This window comes from Candidatus Brevundimonas colombiensis, from assembly GCA_029202665.1.
GTDB lineage: Bacteria > Pseudomonadota > Alphaproteobacteria > Caulobacterales > Caulobacteraceae > Brevundimonas > Brevundimonas colombiensis.
Genome location: CP119326.1, coordinates 245,933 through 268,180, shown reverse-complemented (window position 1 = coordinate 268,180; position 22,248 = coordinate 245,933). Strand labels below are relative to the sequence as shown.

The following is a 22,248-nucleotide window of genomic DNA, read 5'->3' as shown; positions in this document are numbered from 1 at the left end:
TGGCATGGCGCAACCGGTGACGGCGGCGGAGGCGAAGCTGTTTCTGCGCGTCGAGCATGAGGCCGAGGACGGGCTGATCGCCACGCTGATCGAGGCGGCCAGGGCGCGGGTGGAGGCGGATGTGGGGCTGAGCTTGACGTCCACGTCCCCGGCGCCGCTTCGGCTGGCGATCCTGATGCTGGTGCTGTGGGCCTATGAACGGGGCGATCCCGACATGGCCGTGGAGCCGGTCGAGGGGTGGATCGCGCCCTATCGCGTGGTGCGGTTGTGAGGGTGCTGGGGGGACTGTTCCGGCCGGTTGAGGCCGAGACGCCTTATGGCGGGCGCAGCGTGACGTTCGAGCCGATGGGGTCGGTCTGGCTGAAGGGCGGGACGCGGCGGCGGGTCGAGCGCGGCGAGGGCGACCAGCGCCGGTCGGTCGAGACGATGAAGGCCGAGACGCGGGCCGATCCGCGACTGGCGCTCGGGCGGGTGCTGCGCTTCGGCGGGGCGGACTGGACGATCCGCCTGGTCGCGGACCCGCGGCCGGGGCGGGTCGAACTGGAGCTGGAGCGGACGCGATGAGGGATCACGAAGGGGCGCTGCAGAAGGCGATGGTGGCGGCGCTGAAGGCCGATCCGACGCTGTCGGCCCTGATCCAGGGGCGGATTTACGACCAGGCGCCGGACGGGGCACTGTGCCCCTATCTGGCGCTGGGGCGGTGCGAAAGCCGGCCGGTGGCGGCGGACGGCGGCGCGGTGGAGCAGAGGCTGACCCTGACCGGCGTGTCGCGCTTCGCCGGGTCGCAAGAGGCCAAGGCGATGGCGGCGGCGGTGCGGGCGTGTCTGCACGAGACCACGCTGGAGGCCGACGGGGTGCGGACCGCGACCCTGAGGGCGACCTTCGCCGATGTCTTCCCGGCCGGCGACGGGCGGCGGACCTATGCGGTCGTGCGGCTGCGGGCGGTGACCGAGGATGTGACGAGTGGTTAGCGGCGCGTGACGAGCGGGATCCGTGAGGTGGGATGGCGGGCGAACCGTTGCGACGGTCATCCTCGCCACGCGTCGCTCGCCACACGCCACACGCCACACATAAGCAAAGCGAGGACGACATGACCGCACAGGCGGGCAAGGACATACTGTTGAAGATCGAGGGCGCCCCGGTGGCGTCCCCGGGCGTATTCACGACGGTGGCGGGGCTGAGAGCGCGAACCATCTCGCTGAACGCTAAGACGGTGGATGCGACCGACGGCGACAGCGCCGGACGGTGGCGCGAACTGCTGGCGGGCGCGGGGGTCAAGTCGGCGGCGGTGTCGGGGCAGGGCATATTCCGCGACGCGCCGTCGGACGTCCTGGTGCGCGAAGCCTTCTTTGATCAGGCGGCGAAACGGTGGCGGCTGATCGTGCCGGATTTTGGCGTGCTGGAGGGGCCGTTCCTGGTGGCGGCCCTGGAATACGCCGGGGAACACGAGGGCGAGGCGACGTTCGCCGTGAGCCTGGCCAGCGCCGGGGCGATCGGGTTCAGCGCCCTATGAACGGGGCGCGAGGCGAGGCGGGGGTGATGCTGAACGGTCAGCGGCGTCGGGCGTGCCTGACGCTGGGGGCGCTGGCGGAGATCGAGACGGGCCTGGGGGTCGATGGACTGGCGGCGGTCGCGGAGCGGATGAAGACGCTGTCGGCGAGGGATCTGATGGTGGTGCTGGCGGCGGTGCTGCGCGGGGGCGGAGAGACGGCGCCGGATGTGACGGGCGTCGATCCGCGAGAGGCGGCGCAGGCGGTGGCGCAGGCGTTCGCGGCATCCTCCGGTCCGGCCGGAGGATGACGAGGTGACCCCTTGGGGCGAGATGTTGAGGTTGGCGGGCGCGATGGGCGTGGCGCCCGAGGCGTTCTGGCGGCTGTCGTTGAAGGAATGGCGGATGCTGACCCAGACGCCGCAGGCGGCGGCGCCGCTGGGGCGCGAGGGGCTGGCGCGATTGATGGAGGTTTGGCCGGATGGCGGATGAGATCGGACGGGACCGGATCGACGACGTCGCCCTGCGCGCCGCCGAGGCCGGGGCGGCGCTGGAGGCGCTGAAGGCGCCGGCGAAGGATGCGGCCGACGCCATTGAGGCGGCGTTCGGGCGGGCCGGCGACAGCCTGACGCGATCGCTGGCGCGGGCGGCGGCGGACGGGGAGGTGTCGTTGGCCGAACTGGCGCGGGCGGTGCTGAACGCGGTGAACGCGGCGGCGGGATCGCAGGGCGGCCTCGGCGCCGCCATCCAGGCGGCGATGTCCAGCTTCGGCGGGGCGGGGGCGCCTATCTGGTCGGAGAGCGCGGGCCGGAGGTGTTTCGTCCCGCGACGGGCGGCGAGATCGGCCCGGTTTCGGGCGGCGGGGTTACGGTCAATGTGACGGTGGACGGCGGGGCGCCGGCCCTGCTGCGGTCCGAGGCGCAGATCGCCCAGATGCTGGCGCGGGCGGTCAGCCTGGGCGCGCGGCGGATGTAGCGGCGAGCGACGATGGGGATGCGGCGCGTCCCGCCGCTGGCCGCTCGTCGCTCGCCACCTGTTGCCTATTCGCCCTTGGGGTTCGGGCCGAAGCGGTTTTCGCCCTTCTGGCTGTCGACGATGCCGATCCACAGCAGGAAGGCCAGCCACAGCAGGCCGGCGATGGCGAACAGGCCGAAGGCCGGACCCATCAGCGCGAAGACGGCGGCCGGATTGCCCTCATAATAGTCTTCGGAATAGCCGTTGGCGACGGCGGCCGCGATGACCATGGCGAAGCCTGCGGCGAAGGCGATGACCGAGCCGACCCAGGGAATGGCGACCAGCCAGCCGGTCTTGCCCATGTCGTGCAGACGCTTCACCGAAATGGCCAGGTTCGGCCAGATCAGCACGACGCCCAGCAGGTTGATGATCGGAATCCAGCTGATGACGATGTTGACGCCGAAGAGAACCAGCCAGCCGATCCAGAACTGCGAGCGACGCAGGCGACCTTCGAACGACAGGAACAGCTTTTGCCAGTCGATCGCGCCGGCGGCGGTCGAGGTGGAGCTGGCGTAACCCCCGGCGACGCCGGCGGTGGTGGGGGCGCCGGCCAGGATCAGGATCTGGGTGGCGACTGATCCCTCGGGCACGAAATCGACGCGCACGCCGGCGGCCGGCACGGCCGGCGACTGAAGCGCGGCGGATGTGAAGTCGTAACGCGCGCCGTCGTCGCCGCTGATCAGACCGACGCCGGTCGTGGCGTCGTAGCTGAGAATTTCACCGCGCACTGAGATCTCCATGAATGGCGCCAGGCTCGGCGCGGGGGCAACATCGCCGACCCATGCAATCCCAGCAACCCGAAAAGGTCAGGACGGCTGATCCTGACGGTATTGTAATGCGCCAAGGCCGCCGGGCGGCGCGCCGTGGACGTTCACGGCCGGTTGGGACGGCAACAGGCTGACGACGAAGACGAACAGGCCGCCCACATAGGGAACGAGGCCGATCAGGATCAGCCAGCCGCTGAGGCCCACGTCGTGGAAGCGCCGGATCGTGACGGCGACGCCGGGAATGACAAGCGCGAAAGAGATCAGGGCGACGATGCAGATCCAGGCGACGCCCCAAGTCTCCATGTCATAGCCGCCCTCGGCGTCGGCGATGGCCAGCCCGATGATCGGCATCATGGCGAGTATCAGCATCAGGAACTGGACCAGGGCGAAGGACCAGTATTCCCTGCGCCGCGCCCGGCCCTGGCCGTCGATGTAGCGTTCGGTGACGCAGCGGACGAAATACCCCCACAGGCCCAGGTCCGGCTCGGGCGCATAGACGGCCGGGGGCGGGACGCCGTCCCGCAGCGTCATCAGGCTGACGGCCTGGTCGTCCTGCACGACGAAATCGACGCGCCGGCCGGGTTCGAGACCGGCGGCGGTCGAGGTGAAACCGTACCGCTGCAGGTCGTCGCCGCTGACCAGACCGTCGCCGGTGACGGGATCGTAGCTGAGGATTTCGCCGCGCAAGGCCGTGTTCCCGAGAAGACGCGGCCCTGACGCCGCCGCCAAGCTTTGGACCGGACGGGCGGCTTCGCACAACAGGAGAGTGATCATGGTCGCCTTTCACGAGGTGCGGCTGCCCGCGCGGCTGGCGTTCGGTTCGACCGGCGGGGTGGAGCGAAGAACGGAGATCACGACCCTGGCGTCCGGGTTCGAGCGGCGTTCGACGCCCTGGGCGCTGGGGCGCAGGCGGTATCTGATCGGGGCGAACCTGAGGTCGCTGGACGACATGGCGGCCTTGACCGCCTTCTTCGAGGCGCGGCGCGGGCGGCTGTACGGGTTCCGGTTCAAGGACTTCGCCGACTTCAAGTCGTGCGCGCCGGGCGGGACGGCAGCGGCCCAAGATCAGGCGCTGGGCGTGGGCGACGGGGCGCGGACGGGCTTCGACCTGACCAAGGCCTATGGCGACGTGGCGCGGCCGATCGCCAAGCCGGTCGAGGGATCGGTGCGCGTCGCGGTCGGCGGGGTGGAGACCTCGGGCTTCACACTCGATGCTGCGACCGGGCGGGTGACCCTGGCGACCGCGCCGGGCGTCGGCGTTCCGGTGACGGCGGGCTTCCTGTTCGACACGCCGGTCCGGTTCGACACCGACCGGATCGAGACGACGCTGGAAAGTTTCGAGGCGGGCCGGATGGCGGCGGTTCCGCTGATCGAGGTGAGGGTTTGAAGGCGAGTGGCGAGTGATTAGTGGCGAGTGACGAGTGAGCGCCGTCGTTCCTGTCGCCAAGGCCATGACGCAGTCGTTCGCCTGCCTCGGCAGTTGCTCGCTACTCGTCACTCGCCACTCACTTTCCCTGAGCGAAAGCGAACATGAGACACATACCGGAAGACCTGGCCGCCCGCGTCGAGAGCGGGGCGGCGACGCTTTGTCATGTCTGGCGCCTGAAGAAGCGGGACGGCGTGGCGATGGGATTCACCGATCACGACCGCGATCTGATCATGGACGGGGTGGTCTGTCGCGCCGCCAGCGGCTGGACGGCGGGCGCGGGCGAGAGCGCCGTCGGGCTGGCGGCCGGATCGGTTTCGGCGGCGGGCGCGCTGGACGATCAGGCGATCACCGAGGCGGACGTGGCGGCGGGGCTGTACGACCAGGCGTCGGTCGAACTGTGGCGCGTGGACTGGATGCAGCCGACGCTGAGGGTGCGGCTGTGGGTCGGGACGCTGGCGCGGATCAGGCGCCAAGAGGCTTTGTCGTTCGTGGCCGAACTTGAGGGGCCGCTGGCGAAGCTGGAGCGGGTGGTCGGGCGGACCTATGGCCGGATGTGCGACGCGCGGCTGGGTGACTCCCGGTGCCGCGCAGCCGATGCGGCGGGGCGGACCTGCGACAAACGATGGCAGACCTGCGTCGGAACATTCGCGAACGGCGTGAACTTTCGCGGCTTTCCGGATGTGCCGGGGGACGATTTCCTGACCGCCTATCCGGCGGGCGGGGGGCGGAACGACGGCGGGAGCCGGCGGTGAGGGGGAATGAGATGACCTCTCCCTCCCCCCGTGGGGGAGGGTGGTCGAGCCGAAGGCGAGAGCGGGTGGGGACGGCCGAGCCATCGGAGTCCGGTCGCCGGGCCGCCCCCACCCCGTCGCTGCGCGACGACCCTCCCCCGCAGGGGGAGGGAGACATTGGTGCGGTGGTCGTCGCCGCCGCGCGGGCGTGGCTGGGGACGCCGTATCGACATCAGGCCAGCGTCAGGGGCGTGGGCGCGGACTGTCTGGGCCTGGTGCGCGGGGTTTGGCGCGAGGTCGTGGGCGAGGAGCCGGAGGTGGTTCCGGCCTATTCGGCGGACTGGGCCGAGGTCGGCGGGCGCGAGACGTTGCTGGAGGCGGCGGGGCGGTGGATGCGGGCGGTGGCGGTCGATGAGATGCGGCCGGGCGACGTGCTGCTGTTTCGGATGTCGCCGGGGGCGGCGGCGAAACACTGCGCCATTCTGAGCGCGGACGACGGGCCGGAGCCGAGGATGATCCACGCCTATTGGGGGCGGGCGGTGGTCGAAAGCTGGATGGGGACGTGGTGGCGGCGGCGGCTGGTCGCGGCGTTCCGGTTTCCGGAATCACCAAGGAAGCTTGCCTAGGAAATCCCGCTGCGGCGCGCATCGCTCGTTTCCATGACCGAGCATATCACGCGAATACGGCGTGATCGGTTGAAAGCCGAACCGACTATAAGACCAGTTGTAAAGCGCGTTGTCTTTGCGGTCCGCGATGGCGAGGACCGCATGGAATTCGAACCGCCAGTCGCAGGGGCCTGCCCCGCCACAGCGTTTGCGCTCTCGGGGCCAGGCGAGTTCGCGCAAATGCGTGATCTCATGGGTTCCATAAGAGTGCGGGTTAGGGGTGTAGAGGCAGTAGGGCGCATCGCCTGCCTTCAAGCGCGCCTGGCTATAGAGAAACAGCGGTGACAGCAGGAGCCAGACGGCGATCAGAGCCGTAAGCCCGCCAAGGAACAGCCACAGCATGCGCCACCCGCGCCGGGTGGGATTGGCGAAGCCTGACATCGTTCCTGTTCCACTGAAACCACAAGAACAAGACAGAAGGTTGCAGCATGGCGCAAGTCGTACTGAGCGCGGTCGGGCAGTCGGTCGGCGGCGGGATCGGGCGCGTGATCGGCGCGACCATCGGGCGGGCGGTCGACAGTCGCGTGATCGGGTCCTTGGGTCCGGCGCGCCAGATCGGGCCGCGCATCGAGACGCTGAAGGTTCAGGGAACGGCGGAGGGATCGCCGATGGCCTGTGTCTTCGGCCGGGCGCGGGTGACGGGTCAGGTGATCTGGGCCGCGCGGTTCGTGGAGAGCAAGATCAAGGGGCGGGCGGGCAAGGGCGGGCCGAAGACGGTCGATTACGCCTATTCGCTGAGTTTCGCGGTGGCGTTGTGCGAGGGGGAGATCGACGGGATCGGGCGGGTCTGGGCCGACGGGCGGCCGATGGACATGAACGGCGTCGCCATGCGGGTGCATCGCGGGGGCGAGGACCAGACGCCCGATCCCTTGATCGAGGCGGTCGAAGGCGCTTCTCAAGCCGGATTCGCAGGCGGATCGGGTGGTGCGCCCGCCTATCGCGGCACGGCCTATGTGGTGTTCGAGGACCTGCCGCTGGGGCCGTTCGGGGACCGGGTTCCGCAGCTGAACGTCGAGGTGTTCCGGCGCCCCAGGGGGCAGGCGCCCCGGCTGGAGGATGTGCTGGAAGGCGTCTGTCTGATCCCCGGGGCGGGAGAGTTCGCCCTGGCGACCGAGGCGGTGCTGCGCCGCGAGGGGTTGACGCGAACGACGGCGGAGAATGTGCATAACGGCGAGGGACGGGCGGACCTGTTGGCGTCGCTGGATCAGCTTCAGGCGCAGCTGCCGAATCTGAAACGGGTCAGCCTGGTCGTCGGCTGGTTCGGCAGCGATCTCAGGGCGGGCGAATGCCGCGTGCGGCCGGGGGTGGAGCGGCGCGACAAGCCGACCGAACCGATGGACTGGTCCGTGGCGGGGGTGGGGCGCGCGGGCGCCTATGTCGTCAGTCAGGTGGACGGGGCGCCGGCCTATGGCGGGACGCCGTCGGACGACAGCGTGCGCCAGGCGATCCGCGAGCTGAAGGCGCGGGGGCTGGAGGCGACGCTGTATCCGTTCGTCTTCATGGACTGCCCCGGCTATCCGTGGCGGGGGCGCGTGGCGGGCGTGGACGGCGCCGGGGCGACGGCGGAGATGGCGGGCCTGTTCGGGACGGCGGACGGCTGGGGCCTGAGGCGGATGGCGCTGCACTATGCCCGGATCGCCGCCGAAGAGGGGGCGGACGGCCTGTTGATCGGCTCGGAGATGCGGGGCGTGACCGGGACGCGGGATGCGGACGGGGGCTTTCCGGCGGTGCAGCAGTTCCGGGCCCTGGCGGCGGAATGCCGGGCCATCGTCGGGCCAGGCGTGAAACTGTCCTATGCGGCGGACTGGAGCGAATATTTCGGGCGGCGGACAGGCGGGGAGGTGGTGTTCCATCTCGATCCGCTGTGGGCCGACGCCAACATCGATTACGTCGCGATCGACTGGTATCCGCCGCTGAGCGACTGGCGCGGGGGCGACGGCGGGGTCGATGCGGGGGCGTGGAAGGGCGCGACGGACCCGGCCTATCTGGCGGCGGGCGTGGCGGGCGGGGACGGATTCGACTGGTTCTACGCCAGCGACGCGGACCGGGCGGCGCAGGTGCGCTCGCCCATCGCCGACGGGGCCTATGGCGAGGACTGGGTGTTCCGGCCCAAGGATGTGAAGGGCTGGTGGTCGAACCCGCATCACGACCGGCCGGGCGGCATCCGGCGTGCGACGCCGACGGCCTGGGTTCCGGGGATGAAGCCGGTGCGTCTGTCGGAGTTCGGCTGTGCGGCGGTCGACCGCGGCGGCAATGCGCCGAACCTGTTCCAGGACCCCAAGAGCAGCGAGAGCCATCTGCCGCCCGCCTCGACCGGCGCGCGCGACGACGCGGTGCAGCGGGCGGCGCTGGAGGCGGTGCTGACGCATTTCGGCAAGATCGAGAACAATCCGATGTCGGCGGTCTATGGCGGGCGGATGCTGGAGGCGGCGGACGCCTGGTGCTGGGACGCGCGGCCCTATCCGGCCTTTCCGGCGCGCGGCGACGTCTGGGCCGATGCTGGGGCGTGGCGGGCCGGACACTGGCTTAACGGACGACTGGCGGGCGACGGGCGCGACCTGATCACCGCGGTGCTGGCGCGCGGGGGACTGGGGCCGGACGAGAGAACGGTGGAGGGGGTCGAGGGCGCGGCGGCCGGCTATGTCATCGACCGGCCGATGCGGACGCGCGACGCCCTGGAGCCGCTGCTGGCCGCCTTCGACGCCGTGGCGTCTGAACGGGATGGGCGGGTCGCGGTCAGGGGGCGGGTCGCGGTCGAGGGCGACCTGACGGTCGACGCCCTGGCCCTGCCCGAGCGGGGCGCGTCGGTCAGCGCGACGCGGACGCTGGAGGCGCGGCCGTCCGTCGTGCGGGTGCGCTATATCGACGAGACGGCGGACTATCAGACCGGGGCGGTCGTGATGCGGGGCGACGACGCGGCGGCGACCGGCGGCGGGGTCGATCTGGACCTGCCCGTCGTGTGCGGCGGCGGTCTGGCCAGGGCGGCGGCGCTGGACGTGCTGGCGGGGGCCGGGATGGAGGCCGTGACCGTGGCGCTGGGGCCGCTGGAGGCGATGCGGCTGGAGCCGGGGGATGGGGTGCGGCTGGAGGGGCGGGCCGGAGACTGGCGGGTGGTGCGGACGACGGCGGACGAGACGCCCTCGGCCGTGCTGGAGCCGACGACGGCGCGAGGCGGTCATGAAGATGACGGCGGCTGGCGCGGGGGCGAGGCGCCGGCCGTGGTCGGGGCGCCATTCCTGAAGCTGCTGGACCTGCCGCCGCTGATGGGGGCCGAGGACGACGGGCGGCCGGTGGTCGCGGCGGCGGCGGAGCCATGGCGCACGATGCGGTTGCACGCCGGGGCCAACGCCGATGTCCTGACGCCCCGCGCGGACATGGAGACCTCGGCCAAGGTCGGGACGCTGGTTCAGGCCCTGGCGCCCGGCGTGCGCTGGCGCTGGGACACCCTCAATGCGGTCGTCGTGCGGATCGAAGGCGGGGAGCCGGAGAGCGTGGTCGCGGCGGCGGTGCTGGGCGGGGCCAACGCCATGGCGGTCGAAACGGCGGCGGGATGGGAGGTGATCCAGTATCGGTCGGCCGCCCTGGTCGGGCCGGGGACGTGGCGGCTGGCGGACCTGTTGCGCGCCCAGCAGGGGACCGAGGTCGAGATGCGGGCCGGGGCGCCGGTCGGGGCGACGGCGGTGTTTCTGGACGACCGGCTGGCGCGCGCCGAGATCGGGCGGGGCGAACGGGGCCTGCCGCTGGTCTGTCGCGCGGGACCAGCGGGGGCGGCGCCGGGCGGCGGATTCCGCGAGGTCGGCTTCACCCCGGCGGGCGTCCATGCGCGGCCGTGGTCGCCGTCGGGCCTGACCGTCGAGCCGACGGCGGCAGGGCGGATCGTGCGATGGACGCCGCGCGTGCGCCTGTATGGCGACGGATGGGACGGCGAACCGGCGATGGTCGATCCGCTGCGGTTCCGTGTTCGGGTGATGGACGGCGAGCGTGTGGCGAGGGTGTTCGAGGTCGAGGGGGACGGCCTGCTCTATCAAACGGCGGCGTTCGCAGAAGACTTTCCGCATGGTCCGGGGGGCGATGCCCGGATCGCCGTGGCGCAATGGGGGGAAGGGTTCGGCTGGGGCGTAGAGGCGGCGGTCCGGCTGGAAATCGGTCCGGTCTGACGAAATATGACGGGTCCGGCCCTTTGCGGGGGCGGGGGCATGGCTTAACTGACCACCCATCGGTTTTCAGTTGGAGCGACAACGGACGTGGCAGGCGACCCCTATAAGGAACTGGGCGTTTCGAAGGGCGCGAGCGCGGACGAGGTCAAGAAGGCGTACCGCAAGCTCGCCAAGGAATTGCACCCCGACAAGAACCCCGGCGACAAGATCACCGAGGACAAGTTCAAGCGGGTGACCGCCGCCTTCGATATTCTGGGCGACAAGGACAAGCGCGCCAAATACGACGCGGGCCAGATCGACGGCGACGGCAACGAACAGTATCGCGGCTTCGGCGGAAGCGGCGGCGGGCGTGCGGGCGGCAATCCCTTCGGACAAGGGGGCAATCCCTTCGGTCAGGGCGGCGGGCCGGGCGGACGCGCCAATTTCGAGGGCGTCGATCTGGACGACCTGTTCGGGATGTTCGGCGGGGGCGGTCGTCAGCGCGGCGCGCGCGACTTCACCGCGCGGGGCCAGGACGTGAAGGCGACGCTGGACATCAGCCTGGAAGACGCCATCGCCGGGGCGACGCGGCGCATCCAGTTTTCGGACGGGCGCACGCTGGACGTGACCATCCCCAAGGGGGCGTCGGACGGCCAGACGATCCGTCTGCGCGGACAGGGGGCGCCAGGGCGTGGGGCCGAGAACGGCGACGCCCTGATCGAACTGAAGATCGAGACGCACCCGATCTATCGCCGCGAAGGCGCGGATCTGACGATGGATCTGCCGGTTTCGGTGCCCGATGCGGTGCTGGGCGCCAAGGTGCGGGTGCCGACGCCTGAGGGGGCGGTGCAGATGACCATCCCCGCAGGCTCGAACTCGGGCAAGGTGCTGCGTCTGAAAGGACGCGGCGCGTTCGCTCAAGGTCGGCGCGGAGACCTGCTGGCCAAGCTGGCCGTCACCTTGCCGGACGAGCCGGACGCCGCCCTGACGCAATTCGCCGAGGACTGGCGCGCCAAGCGGCCCTATACGCCGGGGCGTTGAGCGCGCCGGTCCAGGAGACGATCATGAGTGTGAAGCCCGATGTGAAGCCGGCGCGGCCGTGGTTTTCGGCCGGACCGACGGCCAAACGCGCGGGCTATGCGCTGGGCGGCCTGCCGTCGGACCTGCTGGGGCGCGGCATTCGCGCGCCGGAGGTGGTGGAGCGGTTCGCCCATGGCCTGCGCCTGACGCGCGAGGTGCTGGAGGTCCCGGACAGCCATGTGATGTTGTACACGCCGGGGTCCGACACGGGCGCGGTCGAGGCGGCGCTGTGGGGGATGCTGGGGGCGCGGCCGGTGCAGGTGGTCGCCTATGAGAATTTCGGCCTGACCTGGCTGGCGGACGTGAAGGATCATCTGGGGCTGGAGCCCGAGGCCCTGACGGCGCCGTGGGGCGAACTGCCCGACCTGTCGCGGGCGGACTGGTCCAAGGATGTGATCTTCCCGTGGAACGGCACGACGTCGGGCGTGCGCGTGCCGGACGTGGACTGGATTTCCGACGACCGCGAGGGGCTGGCCATCTGCGACGCCACCTCGGCCGCCTTCGCCATGCCGCTGCCCTACGACAAGCTGGATGTGGTGACGTTCAGCTTCCAGAAGGCGCTGGGCGGCGAGGCGGGGATCGGGGTGATGGTGCTGTCGCCGCGCGCGGTGGAGCGGTTGGATTCGTATCGGCCGGATCGGCCCATTCCCAAGCTGTTGCGCCTGACCGACGGACAGGGACGGTTCGACCGGGCGCTGGCCGATGGAGTGGCGATCAACACCTTCTCGGTCCTGACCATTGAGGACTGGATCGACGCCCTGGACTGGGCGAAGGGCATCGGGGGCTTGAGCGAACTGATCCGCCGGACCGACGCCAACTATGCGGCGCTGGCGGCGTGGGTGGAGAAGACGGACTGGATCGACTTCCTGCCCGAACGCCCGGAAATCCGTTCGACGACATCGGTGTGCCTGAAGTTCGTCGATCCGCGCGTGACGGGATTGGATCAGAAGGGTCAGAAGGCCTTCGTCACCCGGTTCAAGGCCTTGCTGGAAGGCGAGGCGGCGGTGTTCGACATGGAACCGCACAGGAACGCGCCGCCGGGCCTGAGGCTGTGGTGCGGCTGCACCGTCGAGACCGCCGACGTCGTCGCCGCGACGCCGTGGCTGGAGTGGGCGTTCGAGACGGCGGTGAACGCGGTCGGATAATCCGACTTCTGGGACGACACCGGACGATTCCCCGGCTATAGGCTGCGCCCGCATTCAGCGGAGACAGTGCTTTGGCGAACGTGGCGGTGGTCGGCGCCCAGTGGGGCGACGAGGGCAAGGGCAAGATCGTGGACTGGCTGTCCAATCGCGCCGACATGGTGGTGCGGTTCCAGGGCGGTCACAACGCGGGCCATACGCTGGTCGTGGACGGCAAGGTCTATAAGCTGGCGCTGCTGCCCAGTGGCGTGGTTCAGGGCAAGCCCTCGATCATCGGCAACGGCGTGGTGGTCGATCCCTGGCATCTGGTCGGCGAGATCGAGAAGATCCAGGCGCAGGGCGTGGCGATCACGCCCGACATCCTGACCATCGCCGACAACGCCTGCCTGATCCTGCCCGTCCACCCCGCGCTGGACGTGGCGCGAGAGGCCGCCGCCAGCGCGCCGGGCGCCAAGATCGGCACGACCGGACGCGGCATCGGTCCGGCCTATGAGGACAAGGTGGGCCGTCGCGCCATCCGCGTCTGCGACCTGGCCAATGAAGACGACCTGAAGGTCAAGATCGACCGCCTGCGCTCGCACCACGATCCCCTGCGCGCGGGTCTGGGGCTGGAGCCGATCGATCCCGAGGCGCTGCTGGCGCAGTTGCTGGAGATCGCGCCGAAGATCCTGCCCTATGTGAAACCGGCGTGGCGGGTGCTGGATCAGGCGCAGAAGAACGGCAAGCGCGTGCTGTTCGAGGGCGCCCAGGGCGCCTTCCTGGACGTGGACCACGGCACCTATCCCTATGTGACCAGCTCCAACACCGTGGCGGGACAAGCGGCGGCGGGATCGGGCATCGGGCCGCGCGGCGTCGGCTATGTGCTGGGCATCGTGAAGGCCTATACGACCCGGGTGGGAGAGGGGCCGTTCGCCTGCGAACTGAATGATGAAGTCGGCGAACATCTGGCGACCGTGGGGCGCGAGGTCGGGGTGAACACCGGCCGGGCCAGGCGCTGCGGCTGGTTCGACGCCGTGCTGGCGCGTCAGTCGGTGGCGATCAACGGCATCGACGGCATCGCCCTGACCAAGCTGGACGTGCTGGACGGGTTGAAGACGCTGAAAATCTGCGTCGGCTACAAGGTCGATGGCGAGGTGCTGGACTATCTGCCGTCCAGCCTGAAGGCGCAGGGCGCCGCCGAGCCGGTGTTCGAAGAGCTGGAAGGCTGGAGCGAAAGCACCGCCGGCGTCCGCAGCTTCAAGGACATCAACGCCAACGCCATCAAATATGTGCGCCGGATCGAGGAGTTGATCGGGGCGCCCGTGGCGCTTCTGTCGACCAGTCCGGAGCGTGACGACACGATCCTGATGCGCGACCCGTTCCAGGGCTGATCCGGCGCAACTTCCGATTCAATAGGCTTTAACCTCGGTGGCTTAAGCATAAGAGCTCCAACCTGGAGCCGGGACGTGTTCTCTACCAACGCCAGAACTCTGAGCCGCATCGAACCTTCCGTGAGACGGGTGGTGATCATCGACCCGAACCCCTCCGCCGTCAGGCTGCTGACGGACATCATGAAGGGGATGGGCGCGCGCGAGGTCTATAGCGAGAGCGACGAGGAGCGGGCGCTGGAGCTGCTGCGCGACGTCGAGCCGGGGGTGATCTTCACCGAACGATCGGGACAGACGCTGAATGGCGAAACCCTGGCGCGGCGCGTGCGGCGCTCCAGCATGTCCTGCCGCATGTCGCCGATCATCATGGTCACGGGCGAAGCGACCGCCGCCGCCATCAAGGGCGCGCGCGACGCCGGCGTGCACGAGTTCCTGAGAAAACCCTTCACGACCGGGGACCTGTTCAAACGGGTCGAGAACGTGGCCCTGAAGCCCCGCCCGTGGATCGAGGCGGTCGGCTATGTCGGGCCGGATCGCAGACGCTTCAACTCGGGCGAATACACCGGGGCCAAGAAGCGCCGCAGCGACAGCGCGGCCGGGGGCGCGGCGGAGATGCGCGATCAGGCGACGCGCATCCTGGTCTCGGCCATGGCCCAGTTCGAACAGGACCCGTCCCAGGCCACGCGCGCCATTCGCCAGCAGGCCGAGACGCTGAACGGCCTGGCGATCAAGGCCGGGGACGCCAAGCTGGCGATGGTGGTGGCGACGTTGCAGGCCTATCTGGCCACCGGACAGGTGACCAAGGCGGGGTTGATGCAGCCGGTGAACGCCGTGGTGAACGCCGCCCGCGCCGCGGACGCCGAGCCGATGGCCAGGGCGTCCTGAGGCGCGGACGAACGCCTCAGGTCAGGCGTCGACCAGATTGCGCTCTTCGGCGGCGGCGCGCATGGCCTTTTGCAGCTTCTCGAAGGCGCGGACCTCGATCTGACGCACGCGCTCGCGCGACACCCCATACTGGCCGGCAAGCTCTTCCAGCGTGACCGGATCGTCCTTCAGGCGGCGTTCGGTCAGGATATGCTTCTCGCGATCGGTCAGCTCCTCCATGGCCTCCTGAAGCAGGCTCATGCGGATGCCCTTTTCCTCGTCGTCGGCGAGCTGGGTCTCCTGAGAGACGGCCGTGTCGTCGGCCAGCCAGTCCTGCCATTCGCTTTCCCCGTCGGCGCGAAGGGGCGCGTTCAGCGAGGCGTCGCCGCCGAGACGGCGGTTCATGTTGGTGACCTCCTCTTCCGACACGCCCAGTTTGGTGGCGATGGCGGAGAGATGCTCGGGATGCAGGTCGCCTTCCTCGAAGGCCGAGATCTGGCTCTTGGCCTTGCGCAGATTGAAGAACAGCTTCTTCTGCGCCGCCGTGGTGCCCATCTTCACGAGCGACCAGCTGCGCAGGATGTATTCCTGGATCGACGCGCGAATCCACCACATGGCGTAGGTCGCCAGGCGGAAGCCCTTGTCCGGGTCGAACTTCTTGACCGCCTGCATCAGGCCGACATTGCCCTCGGAGATCACCTCGCCGATCGGCAGGCCGTAGCCGCGATAGCCCATGGCGATCTTGGCCACGAGACGAAGGTGAGAGGTGACGAGACGGTGGGCGGCCTCTGGGTCCTGATGCTCTGACCAACGCTTGGCGAGCATGAACTCCTCGTCCTTGGTCAGCATCGGAAACTTGCGGATTTCCGTCAGATAACGCGACAGGCCCTGTTCGGGCGACATCACCGCGAGCGTCGAGTTTGCAGCCATTCCGTCCCTCCGGATCTCTAGGGCAAGCGCCAAGCCTGAAACCATGACGCAGGCGTGGTCGTCCAGCCCTGAACCGTTCAGATGGGAATCCGTTGCCGTGATTGAAAGAGGCCAGGGGCCTGCTGTTCAAAAGATCGGCGACGAGTCCCGGCGACTTCTACGGTCAATGGCGCTTACTTGCAAACAAGTCGCATTCGCCATAACGCTGAGGGAAAGGCAGGAGACCGCTGATGGACCCTTACCGTGTTTTCGATCTGACCCTAGTCCGGCGGCGCGTCCTGACCCCGTCCCTGACACGCTTCACCTTCAGCGGCGCAGAGGCCGAACAGGTGAGGAGTTTCGCGCCGGATCAGCGCGTCAAACTGTTCTTCCCGACCGTCGACGCGCAGGCGCCGCTGTTGGGGGAGCGGGTGCGGGCGGCGGGCAGCGACTGGTATGACGCCTATCGCGCAATCCCCGATGCGACGCGACCGCCGGTCCGGACCTACACCATCCGCGCTCTGAGACCCGAGGTCGGGGAGGTGGATATCGACTTTGTCCTGCACGGCGATCATGGACCGGCGTCGCGCTGGGCCGCGAGGGCCGAAGCCGGCGCCCAGCTTTCCATGGCGGCGCCCCACGCCCAGGTGGCCGGACCGCGCGCCGGGTTCGAATGGAAGCCGCCCCACGCCGTGCGGCAGGTGCTGGTTCTGGCCGATGAGACGGCGGTCCCGGCCGCCCTGGGCGTTCTGGAGCAGATGTCGGCATGGCCGCAGCGTCCCCGAGTGCGTTTCCTGGCGGAGACGCCGCTGGCCGAGGACCGGATGGAGACGCCGGACTGGGTCGAAAGCCGCTGGATCGCCAGGACATCCGGCTATGGCGACGATCTGATTGCGGCCGTGCGCGATCTGGACCTGAACGCCATGGCGGCGCCCGTCGCGGACGATGGCGAGGACGCGATCGCGGGCGTCGACATCGATTCGGAGATCCTGTGGGACACCGATGTCGATCAGGAGGCGGCGGTCTATGTCTGGGTGGCCGGCGAGACGCGGGCGGTGCGCGACATCCGCCTGCATCTGACGCGCGAACGCGGCCTGCCCAAGCGCAGCGTGGCGTGCATGGGCTACTGGCGGGTCGGGCGCGAGGGCCTATAGGGCGGCCAGTTCATCTTCCAGTCGCCGCATGTCCTCCGGGACCGGGGTTTCAAAGCGGAGCGCCTGGCCGGTCACGGGGTGGATGAAGCCCAGCACCGCAGCGTGGAGCGCCTGACGCTTCAGGCCGACCGTAGCAATGGCGGCGCGCACGGCGGCGCCGGGCGCGCCGGACCCATAGACCGGATCACCCAGCAGGGGCGCCCCAACGGAGGCCATATGGACGCGGATCTGGTGGGTGCGCCCGGTGTGCAGGGTGCAGGCGACGCGGGCGGCGGGCGGCGGGCCGCCGGGCTTCGAGGGTTGCCCGAAAACCTTCTCGACCCTGTAGTCGGTAATGGCGTGGCGGCCGCCCGACGAAAGCACAGCCATCTTCTTTCGATCGCCGTGCGAGCGGCCGATCTGGGTTTCGATGCGGCCTTCGCGGGGGATCGGCATGCCGCGCGTCAGGGCGATATAAGTGCGTTCGATGTCATGGGCGGCGAACAGGGCGGACAGGCCCTGATGGGCGCGATCGGTCTTGGCCGCGACCATGACGCCCGAGGTGTCCTTGTCCAGGCGGTGGACGATGCCCGGCCGCGCGACGCCGCCGATGCCCGACAGGCTGTCGCCGCAATGGGCCAGAAGGGCGTTGACCAGGGTGCTGTCAGGCGTGCCGGGCGCCGGATGGGCGGCCATGCCTGCGGGTTTGTCGATGACGATCAGGTCGGCGTCCTCATAGAGGACCGTCAGGGGGATGGCTTGCGGCTGGGGCGTGGCGGGCGCGACCGGGGGCAGGGCGACGGCGTAGAGACCCGCAAGGGCCTTGGCCGAGCCGCCGCTTAGGACCGCGCCGTCGCGGCGGACGGCGCCCTCTGCCAGCAGGGCCTGGAGACGGGCGCGCGACAGGGTGGGGAAGGCCTCGGCCAACGCCTTGTCCAGACGGACGCCGGGCGCGTCGATCCGGGCCTCCAAAACCTCGGCGGAAGCGGAAGGGGAGGACAGCTCGTCGTCATCGGTCAGGTCAGGATCGGACACAGCCCTCCCTAGCATGTCAGGTCGCTTGCGCGAGGGGCTGGCGTCGTTCGATAGTCACGCCTGGGGGCGTCGAGGGAAACGATCCGATGAGGCGATGGATTATCGCGGGCGGCCTGGTCGGCGCGCTGACGGTCTCGGGCGGCTTGCTGACGGGTTGCACCACCATGAGCAAGGACCAGTGTCTGGCCGGGGCGTGGGGTGAGAAGGGCTATGCCGACGGGGCGGCCGGCTATCCGATGAGCCGACTGGACGATCACGCCAAGGCCTGCGCCAAATATCAGGTCGCGCCCAATCCGTCCGCCTATGGCTCCGCGCGCGAGGACGGCTTGCGGTCCTATTGCACCTTCGAGCGTGGATGGACCGAGGGTCGATCGGGCAACACCTACTATGGGGTCTGTCGGCCGCAGGAGGAGCGCGTTTTCATGACGGCCTATCGCGACGGCCTGCGGCTGCACGCGGTCGAGGATGTGTTCGAGACGGCGCGAAGCGCCCTGAACAGCGCCGAGGCCCGGATCGAGAATCGAGAGGACAAGCTGGAGGCCAAGGAGCGCGAACTGCGCGGCGAGGGCCTGACGGAACAAGAACGGGAACGGGTTCGCGACCGAATTCGGGAGGTTCGCGGCGAGATTCGCGATGCGAGAAGAAACGCCCGAGACGCGCGCGACGCCTTGGACCGAGCCGAATGGGACGTTCGCCGGGTGCGGCTCGAACTGAGCGGCCGCTACCCGGTCTAGACGTCGGTCTCAGGCGGCCCCGATCAGGCGGCCCCGATCAGGCGGCCCCGATCAGGCGGCCTTGACCGCTGCGCCGCGGAAGGACGGATCGAGGTCGCCCGAGGCGTAGCGCTTGGCCATCTGGGCGGTGGAGAGCGGACGAATCTTGGACGCCTGACCCTCGCAGCCGAACTGGAGGTAACGCTCCATGCACAGCTTCTTCATCGCCTCCTTGGCGGGCTTCAGATAGTAGCGCGGGTCGAACTCGCCCGGCTTCTCCGTCAGGGCCTTACGGATGGCGCCGGTGATGGCCATGCGGTTGTCGGTGTCGATGTTGACCTTGCGCACGCCATGTTTGATGCCGCGCTGGATCTCCTCGACCGGCACGCCCCAGGTCTGGGGCATTTCGCCGCCATAGGCGTTGATGATGTCCTGCAGGTCCTGCGGCACGGACGAGGAGCCGTGCATCACCAGGTGGGTGTTGGGCAGGCGGCGGTGGATTTCCTCGATCACATTCATGGCCAGGACTTCGCCGTCCGGCTGGCGGGTGAACTTGTAGGCGCCGTGGCTGGTGCCCATGGCGATGGCGAGGGCGTCGACCTTGGTGGCGGCGACGAAGTCGACAGCCTGGTCCGGGTCGGTCAGCAGTTGCGAGTGGTCCAGCTTGCCCTCGAAGCCGTGGCCGTCCTCGGCCTCGCCCATGCCGGTTTCCAGCGAACCCAGCACGCCCAGCTCACCCTCGACCGAGACGCCGCAGGCGTGGGCCATTTCGGTGACGCGGCGGGTGACGTCGACATTGTACTCGTAGGAGGCGGGGGTCTTGGCGTCCTCTTCCAGCGAACCGTCCATCATGACGCTGGTGAAGCCGTACTGGATGGCGGTGGCGCAGGTCGCCGGACCGTTGCCGTGGTCCTGGTGCATGCAGACCGGGATGTGCGGATAAAGCTCGGCCAGGGCGTCGATCAGCTTGGCCAGGACGATGTCGTTGGCGTAGTTGCGGGCGCCGCGGGACGCCTGAATGATCACCGGGGCGTTGACCTCATGGGCCGCCTCCATGATCGCCAGGCCCTGTTCCATGTTGTTGATATTATAGGCCGGCAGGCCGTAGTCGTTCTCAGCTGCGTGATCGAGCAGCTGTCGCAGCGTGATGCGCGCCATGATGATAGTCTCCTGAGCCGAATAGTCTTTTTTGATTGGGCGAAAGACTAGCTGCGAGACGCGCCGAAGTCACGCCGCGTTACAACCCCCGAACGGGCATTTCCGACAAGAGCGAACAGGCGTGATCCGCCTGCATCGCCGACGTTCAGGCGCGCAGGGCCTCGACGCCTGGCAGGGGCTTGCCCTCCATCCACTCCAGGAAGGCGCCGCCGGCGGTGGAGACGAAGGTCAGGTCTGCCGCGACGCCGGCATGACCCACCGCCGCGACCGTGTCGCCGCCGCCCGCGACCGCGATCAGGGCGCCTGACTTGGCGCGTTCGGCGACGTGCCTCGCCGCCGCGACGGTGGCGGCGTCGAAAGGCGGAACCTCGAACACGCCCAAGGGGCCGTTCCAGATCAGGGTCTTGGACGCATCGACGGCGGCGTTCAGGTGGGCGACGGTTTCGGGACCGGCGTCCAGAATCTTGTCGTCGGCGGACAGGGTTTCGCCGGTCTTGACCGTGCGGGCCTCGGCGCCGGGCTTGACCTCGGTCGCCACGACGACATCGACCGGCAGCAGGATTTCGCAGCCCTTGGCCTCGGCTTCGGCCATGATCTCGCGCGCGGTGTCGGCCATGTCCTTTTCGGCCAGCGAGCCGCCGATATCGACGCCTTGGGCATAGAGGAAGGTGTTGGCCATGCCGCCGCCAATGGCCAGCTTGTCCAGCTTGCCGACCAGGTTCTTCAACAGGTCCAGCTTGGTCGAGACCTTGGAGCCGCCGACGATGCCGATGACCGGCTTCTGCGGCCTGCCGAGCGCGGCATCCAGCGCATCCAGTTCGCGACGCATGGATTCACCGGCATAGGCGGGGATGTGGTGCGCGACGCCTTCGGTCGAGGCGTGGGCGCGGTGGGCGGCCGAGAAGGCGTCGTTGACATAGAGGTCGCCCAGATCGGCCAGCTTCTGCGCAAAGACCGGATCATTGGCCTCTTCCGCCGCGTGGAAGCGGACATTTTCCAGCAGCAGCACGCCGCCCGCGTCCAGATCGCGGATGGCCTCGACGGCGGGGGCGCCGATGCAGTCGTCGGCGAAGCGGACGGGCGCGCCCAGCACGTTTTCCAGCGGCTCCACCACCGGCTTCAGGCTCATGGACGGGACGCGCTGGCCCTTGGGGCGGTCGAAGTGGGCCAGCAGCACCACCTTGGCGCCCGCGTCGCGCAGGCGCTGGATGGTCGGCACGGCGACCCGCAGCCGCGTGTCATCCGTGACCTTGCCGCCCTCCATCGGGACGTTGAAATCCACGCGGACCAGGGCCGTCTTGCCGGCGAGGTCGCCGGAAACTTTTTGGGCGTCGTCGAGGGTGCGGAAGGTCATGGTCAATCCCTGTCTCCTCCCTGTCGCGCAGCGATGGGGAGGTGGCGCGGCGCCTCTTGCGCCGTGACGGAGGGGCTCTGGCCCCGGGTTCAGTGCGGCGGAAAGAGCCCCTCCACCACGTAGCATGTCCTCGGGCTCGCCTCTGGCGAGACCCGGGGGTGGTCCCCCTCCCCACGTCGTGGGGAGGAGACGGTTGTGGCGCTTACAGGAACTTCGCCATCACCAGGGCGGTGTCGCTCATCCGCGTCGCGAAGCCCCATTCGTTGTCGTACCAGCTCAGCACGCGGGCCAGCTTGCCGTCGACGACCTGGGTCTGGGGCAGGGCGGCGGTGGAGGAGGCGGCCACGTGGTTCAGGTCGTGCGAGACCAGCGGATCGGTCGTCGTGAACAGGACGCCGTTCATCGGACCGTCAGCGGCGGCCTGCAGCGCGGCGTTGATTTCTTCCACCGTCACGTCGCGAGCGGCGACGACCTTCAAGTCCACGACGGAGACGTTCGGCGTCGGGACGCGGATCGACGAGCCGTCCAGCTTGCCCTTCAGTTCCGGCAGGACCAGGCCCAGAGCCTTGGCGGCGCCGGTCGAGGTCGGGATCATCGACAGGCCGGCGGCGCGGGCGCGGTACAGATCCTTGTGCATCGTATCCAGCGTCGGCTGGTCGCCGGTGTAGGAGTGGATGGTGGTCATATAGCCGCGCTCGATGCCGAACAGGTCGTTCAGCACCTTGGCGACCGGGGCCAGGGCGTTAGTGGTGCACGAACCGTTCGACACGACGATGTCGTCGGCGGTCAGGGTCTCGTGGTTGACCTTGAAGACGATGGTCTTGTCGGCGTTGTCAGCCGGAGCCGAAACCAGCACGCGCTTGGCGCCGGCCTTCAGGTGGGCGCTGGCCTTGTCCTTAGAGGTGAAGATGCCGGTGCATTCGAAGGCGATGTCCACCTTCAGCTCGGCGTGGGGCAGGTTGGCCGGATCGCGCTCGGACGTGACCTTGATCTTGCCCGTGCCGACATCGATCCAGTCCTCGCCTGACGTCACCGTACCGGGGAACCGGCCATGGACCGAATCGTAGCGGAACAGGTGGGCGTTGGTCTCGACCGGCCCCAGATCGTTGATCGCCACCACCTCGATGTCCTTGCGGCCATGCTCGACGATAGAGCGAAGAACGAGACGGCCGATGCGGCCGAAGCCGTTGATGGCGACGCGGACGGTCATGATGGAAGGCTCCTCTGAACGGATAGGGGTGACGCTTATATAGGTGCGCGTC

At 69.2% G+C, this 22,248-nt stretch carries 24 protein-coding genes and 1 pseudogene; 17 read left to right on the top strand and 8 right to left on the bottom strand.

Annotated elements, in window-relative coordinates:
• Nucleotides 1-4: 4 nt before the first annotated feature.
• From P0Y50_01135 to P0Y50_01105, 7 genes and pseudogenes are all read left to right on the top strand, one after another.
• Nucleotides 5-271, top strand: coding sequence for a head-tail connector protein (locus P0Y50_01135; protein ID WEK40235.1), 267 nt, complete (start codon nucleotides 5-7; stop codon nucleotides 269-271).
• Nucleotides 238-564 carry a phage head-tail adapter protein gene (locus P0Y50_01130; GenBank protein ID WEK40234.1) on the top strand — a complete coding sequence of 109 codons (327 nt, stop codon included), beginning with the start codon at nucleotides 238-240 and terminating at the stop codon, nucleotides 562-564. The genes P0Y50_01135 and P0Y50_01130 overlap by 34 nt, the downstream gene beginning before the upstream one ends.
• The gene (locus P0Y50_01125) at nucleotides 561-971 is read left to right on the top strand and encodes a DUF3168 domain-containing protein (GenBank protein WEK40233.1); all 411 of its coding nucleotides are present in this window, start codon (nucleotides 561-563) and stop codon (nucleotides 969-971) included. Before P0Y50_01130 ends, P0Y50_01125 begins: the two co-directional genes overlap by 4 nt.
• Nucleotides 972-1,090: 119 nt before the next feature.
• Nucleotides 1,091-1,513: a phage major tail protein, TP901-1 family gene (locus tag P0Y50_01120; GenBank protein ID WEK40232.1), complete on the top strand. Its 423-nt coding sequence runs from the start codon at nucleotides 1,091-1,093 to the stop codon at nucleotides 1,511-1,513.
• Complete coding sequence (locus P0Y50_01115) at nucleotides 1,510-1,800, top strand: GTA-gp10 family protein (protein WEK40231.1); 291 nt, start codon at nucleotides 1,510-1,512, stop codon at nucleotides 1,798-1,800. Before P0Y50_01120 ends, P0Y50_01115 begins: the two co-directional genes overlap by 4 nt.
• Before the next feature lie 4 nt (nucleotides 1,801-1,804).
• Nucleotides 1,805-1,981: a phage tail assembly chaperone gene (locus P0Y50_01110; protein WEK40230.1), complete on the top strand. Its 177-nt coding sequence runs from the start codon at nucleotides 1,805-1,807 to the stop codon at nucleotides 1,979-1,981.
• A pseudogene (locus tag P0Y50_01105) lies at nucleotides 1,971-2,464 on the top strand (phage tail tape measure protein). Before P0Y50_01110 ends, P0Y50_01105 begins: the two are co-directional and overlap by 11 nt.
• Nucleotides 2,465-2,529: 65 nt before the next feature.
• Here P0Y50_01105 and P0Y50_01100 read toward each other — a convergent pair.
• Nucleotides 2,530-3,243 carry a DUF805 domain-containing protein gene (locus P0Y50_01100; GenBank protein ID WEK40229.1) on the bottom strand — a complete coding sequence of 238 codons (714 nt, stop codon included), beginning with the start codon at nucleotides 3,241-3,243 and terminating at the stop codon, nucleotides 2,530-2,532.
• Between the two features lie 66 nt (nucleotides 3,244-3,309).
• On the bottom strand, nucleotides 3,310-4,044 hold the full coding sequence (locus P0Y50_01095) for a DUF805 domain-containing protein (protein ID WEK40228.1): 735 nt from the start codon (nucleotides 4,042-4,044) through the stop codon (nucleotides 3,310-3,312).
• On the opposite strand from P0Y50_01095, the gene P0Y50_01090 reads away from it, so the two are divergent.
• The 3 genes from P0Y50_01090 to P0Y50_01080 all read left to right on the top strand — a co-directional run bounded on the left by P0Y50_01090 (nucleotide 4,043) and on the right by P0Y50_01080 (nucleotide 6,056).
• A complete protein-coding gene (locus P0Y50_01090) occupies nucleotides 4,043-4,657 on the top strand; it encodes a DUF2460 domain-containing protein (protein ID WEK40227.1) in 615 nt (204 codons plus the stop codon). The genes P0Y50_01095 and P0Y50_01090 overlap by 2 nt on opposite strands.
• A gap of 143 nt (nucleotides 4,658-4,800) precedes the next feature.
• Nucleotides 4,801-5,451: a DUF2163 domain-containing protein gene (locus tag P0Y50_01085; protein WEK40226.1), complete on the top strand. Its 651-nt coding sequence runs from the start codon at nucleotides 4,801-4,803 to the stop codon at nucleotides 5,449-5,451.
• Between the two features lie 164 nt (nucleotides 5,452-5,615).
• Complete coding sequence (locus P0Y50_01080; GenBank protein WEK40225.1) at nucleotides 5,616-6,056, top strand: NlpC/P60 family protein; 441 nt, start codon at nucleotides 5,616-5,618, stop codon at nucleotides 6,054-6,056.
• Here P0Y50_01080 and P0Y50_01075 read toward each other — a convergent pair.
• Nucleotides 6,036-6,437, bottom strand: coding sequence for a hypothetical protein (locus P0Y50_01075; GenBank protein WEK40224.1), 402 nt, complete (start codon nucleotides 6,435-6,437; stop codon nucleotides 6,036-6,038). The genes P0Y50_01080 and P0Y50_01075 overlap by 21 nt on opposite strands.
• 86 nt (nucleotides 6,438-6,523) lie before the next feature.
• Between P0Y50_01075 and P0Y50_01070 the strand changes: the two genes are divergently transcribed.
• From P0Y50_01070 to P0Y50_01050, 5 genes are all read left to right on the top strand, one after another.
• Complete coding sequence (locus tag P0Y50_01070) at nucleotides 6,524-10,252, top strand: glycoside hydrolase/phage tail family protein (GenBank protein ID WEK40223.1); 3,729 nt, start codon at nucleotides 6,524-6,526, stop codon at nucleotides 10,250-10,252.
• 87 nt (nucleotides 10,253-10,339) lie between these two features.
• On the top strand, nucleotides 10,340-11,272 hold the full coding sequence (locus P0Y50_01065; GenBank protein ID WEK40222.1) for a DnaJ C-terminal domain-containing protein: 933 nt from the start codon (nucleotides 10,340-10,342) through the stop codon (nucleotides 11,270-11,272).
• A gap of 23 nt (nucleotides 11,273-11,295) precedes the next feature.
• Nucleotides 11,296-12,456, top strand: a complete 1,161-nt coding sequence (locus tag P0Y50_01060; GenBank protein WEK40221.1) for a phosphoserine transaminase — start codon at nucleotides 11,296-11,298, stop codon at nucleotides 12,454-12,456.
• Nucleotides 12,457-12,527: 71 nt separating this feature from the next.
• The gene (locus tag P0Y50_01055; GenBank protein WEK40220.1) at nucleotides 12,528-13,823 is read left to right on the top strand and encodes an adenylosuccinate synthase; all 1,296 of its coding nucleotides are present in this window, start codon (nucleotides 12,528-12,530) and stop codon (nucleotides 13,821-13,823) included.
• 75 nt (nucleotides 13,824-13,898) lie between these two features.
• Entirely contained in the window at nucleotides 13,899-14,705 is an 807-nt protein-coding gene (locus P0Y50_01050; GenBank protein ID WEK40219.1) for a response regulator, read from the top strand.
• Between the two features lie 21 nt (nucleotides 14,706-14,726).
• Here P0Y50_01050 and rpoH read toward each other — a convergent pair whose 3' ends face one another.
• Nucleotides 14,727-15,614 carry an RNA polymerase sigma factor RpoH gene (gene rpoH / locus P0Y50_01045; protein WEK40218.1) on the bottom strand — a complete coding sequence of 296 codons (888 nt, stop codon included), beginning with the start codon at nucleotides 15,612-15,614 and terminating at the stop codon, nucleotides 14,727-14,729.
• A gap of 230 nt (nucleotides 15,615-15,844) precedes the next feature.
• Here rpoH and P0Y50_01040 point away from each other — a divergent pair, with 230 nt between their 5' ends.
• Nucleotides 15,845-16,747: a siderophore-interacting protein gene (locus P0Y50_01040; protein WEK40217.1), complete on the top strand. Its 903-nt coding sequence runs from the start codon at nucleotides 15,845-15,847 to the stop codon at nucleotides 16,745-16,747.
• On the opposite strand, the gene P0Y50_01035 is transcribed toward P0Y50_01040, so the two are convergent.
• Nucleotides 16,742-17,761, bottom strand: coding sequence for an RluA family pseudouridine synthase (locus P0Y50_01035; GenBank protein WEK40216.1), 1,020 nt, complete (start codon nucleotides 17,759-17,761; stop codon nucleotides 16,742-16,744). The two genes, P0Y50_01040 and P0Y50_01035, sit on opposite strands and share 6 nt — an antisense overlap.
• An 86-nt stretch (nucleotides 17,762-17,847) precedes the next feature.
• On the opposite strand from P0Y50_01035, the gene P0Y50_01030 reads away from it, so the two are divergent.
• Nucleotides 17,848-18,495 carry a DUF2799 domain-containing protein gene (locus P0Y50_01030; protein WEK40215.1) on the top strand — a complete coding sequence of 216 codons (648 nt, stop codon included), beginning with the start codon at nucleotides 17,848-17,850 and terminating at the stop codon, nucleotides 18,493-18,495.
• Between the two features lie 51 nt (nucleotides 18,496-18,546).
• Here P0Y50_01030 and fba read toward each other — a convergent pair whose 3' ends face one another.
• The 3 genes from fba to gap all read right to left on the bottom strand — a co-directional run bounded on the left by fba (nucleotide 18,547) and on the right by gap (nucleotide 22,196).
• Complete coding sequence (gene fba, locus P0Y50_01025; protein WEK40214.1) at nucleotides 18,547-19,632, bottom strand: fructose-bisphosphate aldolase class II; 1,086 nt, start codon at nucleotides 19,630-19,632, stop codon at nucleotides 18,547-18,549.
• A 145-nt stretch (nucleotides 19,633-19,777) separates the two neighbouring features.
• On the bottom strand, nucleotides 19,778-20,986 hold the full coding sequence (locus tag P0Y50_01020; GenBank protein WEK41504.1) for a phosphoglycerate kinase: 1,209 nt from the start codon (nucleotides 20,984-20,986) through the stop codon (nucleotides 19,778-19,780).
• Between the two features lie 202 nt (nucleotides 20,987-21,188).
• Complete coding sequence (gap, locus tag P0Y50_01015; GenBank protein WEK40213.1) at nucleotides 21,189-22,196, bottom strand: type I glyceraldehyde-3-phosphate dehydrogenase; 1,008 nt, start codon at nucleotides 22,194-22,196, stop codon at nucleotides 21,189-21,191.
• Between the last annotated feature and the right edge of the window lie 52 nt (nucleotides 22,197-22,248).

Bases quoted from the DNA above. Each gene is read 5' to 3' on its own strand.
- P0Y50_01135 (WEK40235.1), top strand. From the start codon at position 5: ATGGCGCAACCGGTGACGGCGGCGGAGGCGAAGCTGTTTCTGCGCGTC.
- P0Y50_01125 (WEK40233.1), top strand. From the start codon at position 561: ATGAGGGATCACGAAGGGGCGCTGCAGAAGGCGATGGTGGCGGCGCTG.
- P0Y50_01120 (WEK40232.1), top strand. From the start codon at position 1,091: ATGACCGCACAGGCGGGCAAGGACATACTGTTGAAGATCGAGGGCGCC.
- P0Y50_01115 (WEK40231.1), top strand. From the start codon at position 1,510: ATGAACGGGGCGCGAGGCGAGGCGGGGGTGATGCTGAACGGTCAGCGG.
- P0Y50_01100 (WEK40229.1), bottom strand. From the start codon at position 3,243: ATGGAGATCTCAGTGCGCGGTGAAATTCTCAGCTACGACGCCACGACC.
- P0Y50_01090 (WEK40227.1), top strand. From the start codon at position 4,043: ATGGTCGCCTTTCACGAGGTGCGGCTGCCCGCGCGGCTGGCGTTCGGT.
- P0Y50_01095 (WEK40228.1), bottom strand. From the start codon at position 4,044: ATGATCACTCTCCTGTTGTGCGAAGCCGCCCGTCCGGTCCAAAGCTTG.
- P0Y50_01085 (WEK40226.1), top strand. From the start codon at position 4,801: ATGAGACACATACCGGAAGACCTGGCCGCCCGCGTCGAGAGCGGGGCG.
- P0Y50_01075 (WEK40224.1), bottom strand. From the start codon at position 6,437: ATGCTGTGGCTGTTCCTTGGCGGGCTTACGGCTCTGATCGCCGTCTGG.
- P0Y50_01070 (WEK40223.1), top strand. From the start codon at position 6,524: ATGGCGCAAGTCGTACTGAGCGCGGTCGGGCAGTCGGTCGGCGGCGGG.
- P0Y50_01060 (WEK40221.1), top strand. From the start codon at position 11,296: ATGAGTGTGAAGCCCGATGTGAAGCCGGCGCGGCCGTGGTTTTCGGCC.
- rpoH (WEK40218.1), bottom strand. From the start codon at position 15,614: ATGGCTGCAAACTCGACGCTCGCGGTGATGTCGCCCGAACAGGGCCTG.
- P0Y50_01040 (WEK40217.1), top strand. From the start codon at position 15,845: ATGGACCCTTACCGTGTTTTCGATCTGACCCTAGTCCGGCGGCGCGTC.
- P0Y50_01030 (WEK40215.1), top strand. From the start codon at position 17,848: ATGAGGCGATGGATTATCGCGGGCGGCCTGGTCGGCGCGCTGACGGTC.
- fba (WEK40214.1), bottom strand. From the start codon at position 19,632: ATGGCGCGCATCACGCTGCGACAGCTGCTCGATCACGCAGCTGAGAAC.
- P0Y50_01020 (WEK41504.1), bottom strand. From the start codon at position 20,986: ATGACCTTCCGCACCCTCGACGACGCCCAAAAAGTTTCCGGCGACCTC.
- gap (WEK40213.1), bottom strand. From the start codon at position 22,196: ATGACCGTCCGCGTCGCCATCAACGGCTTCGGCCGCATCGGCCGTCTC.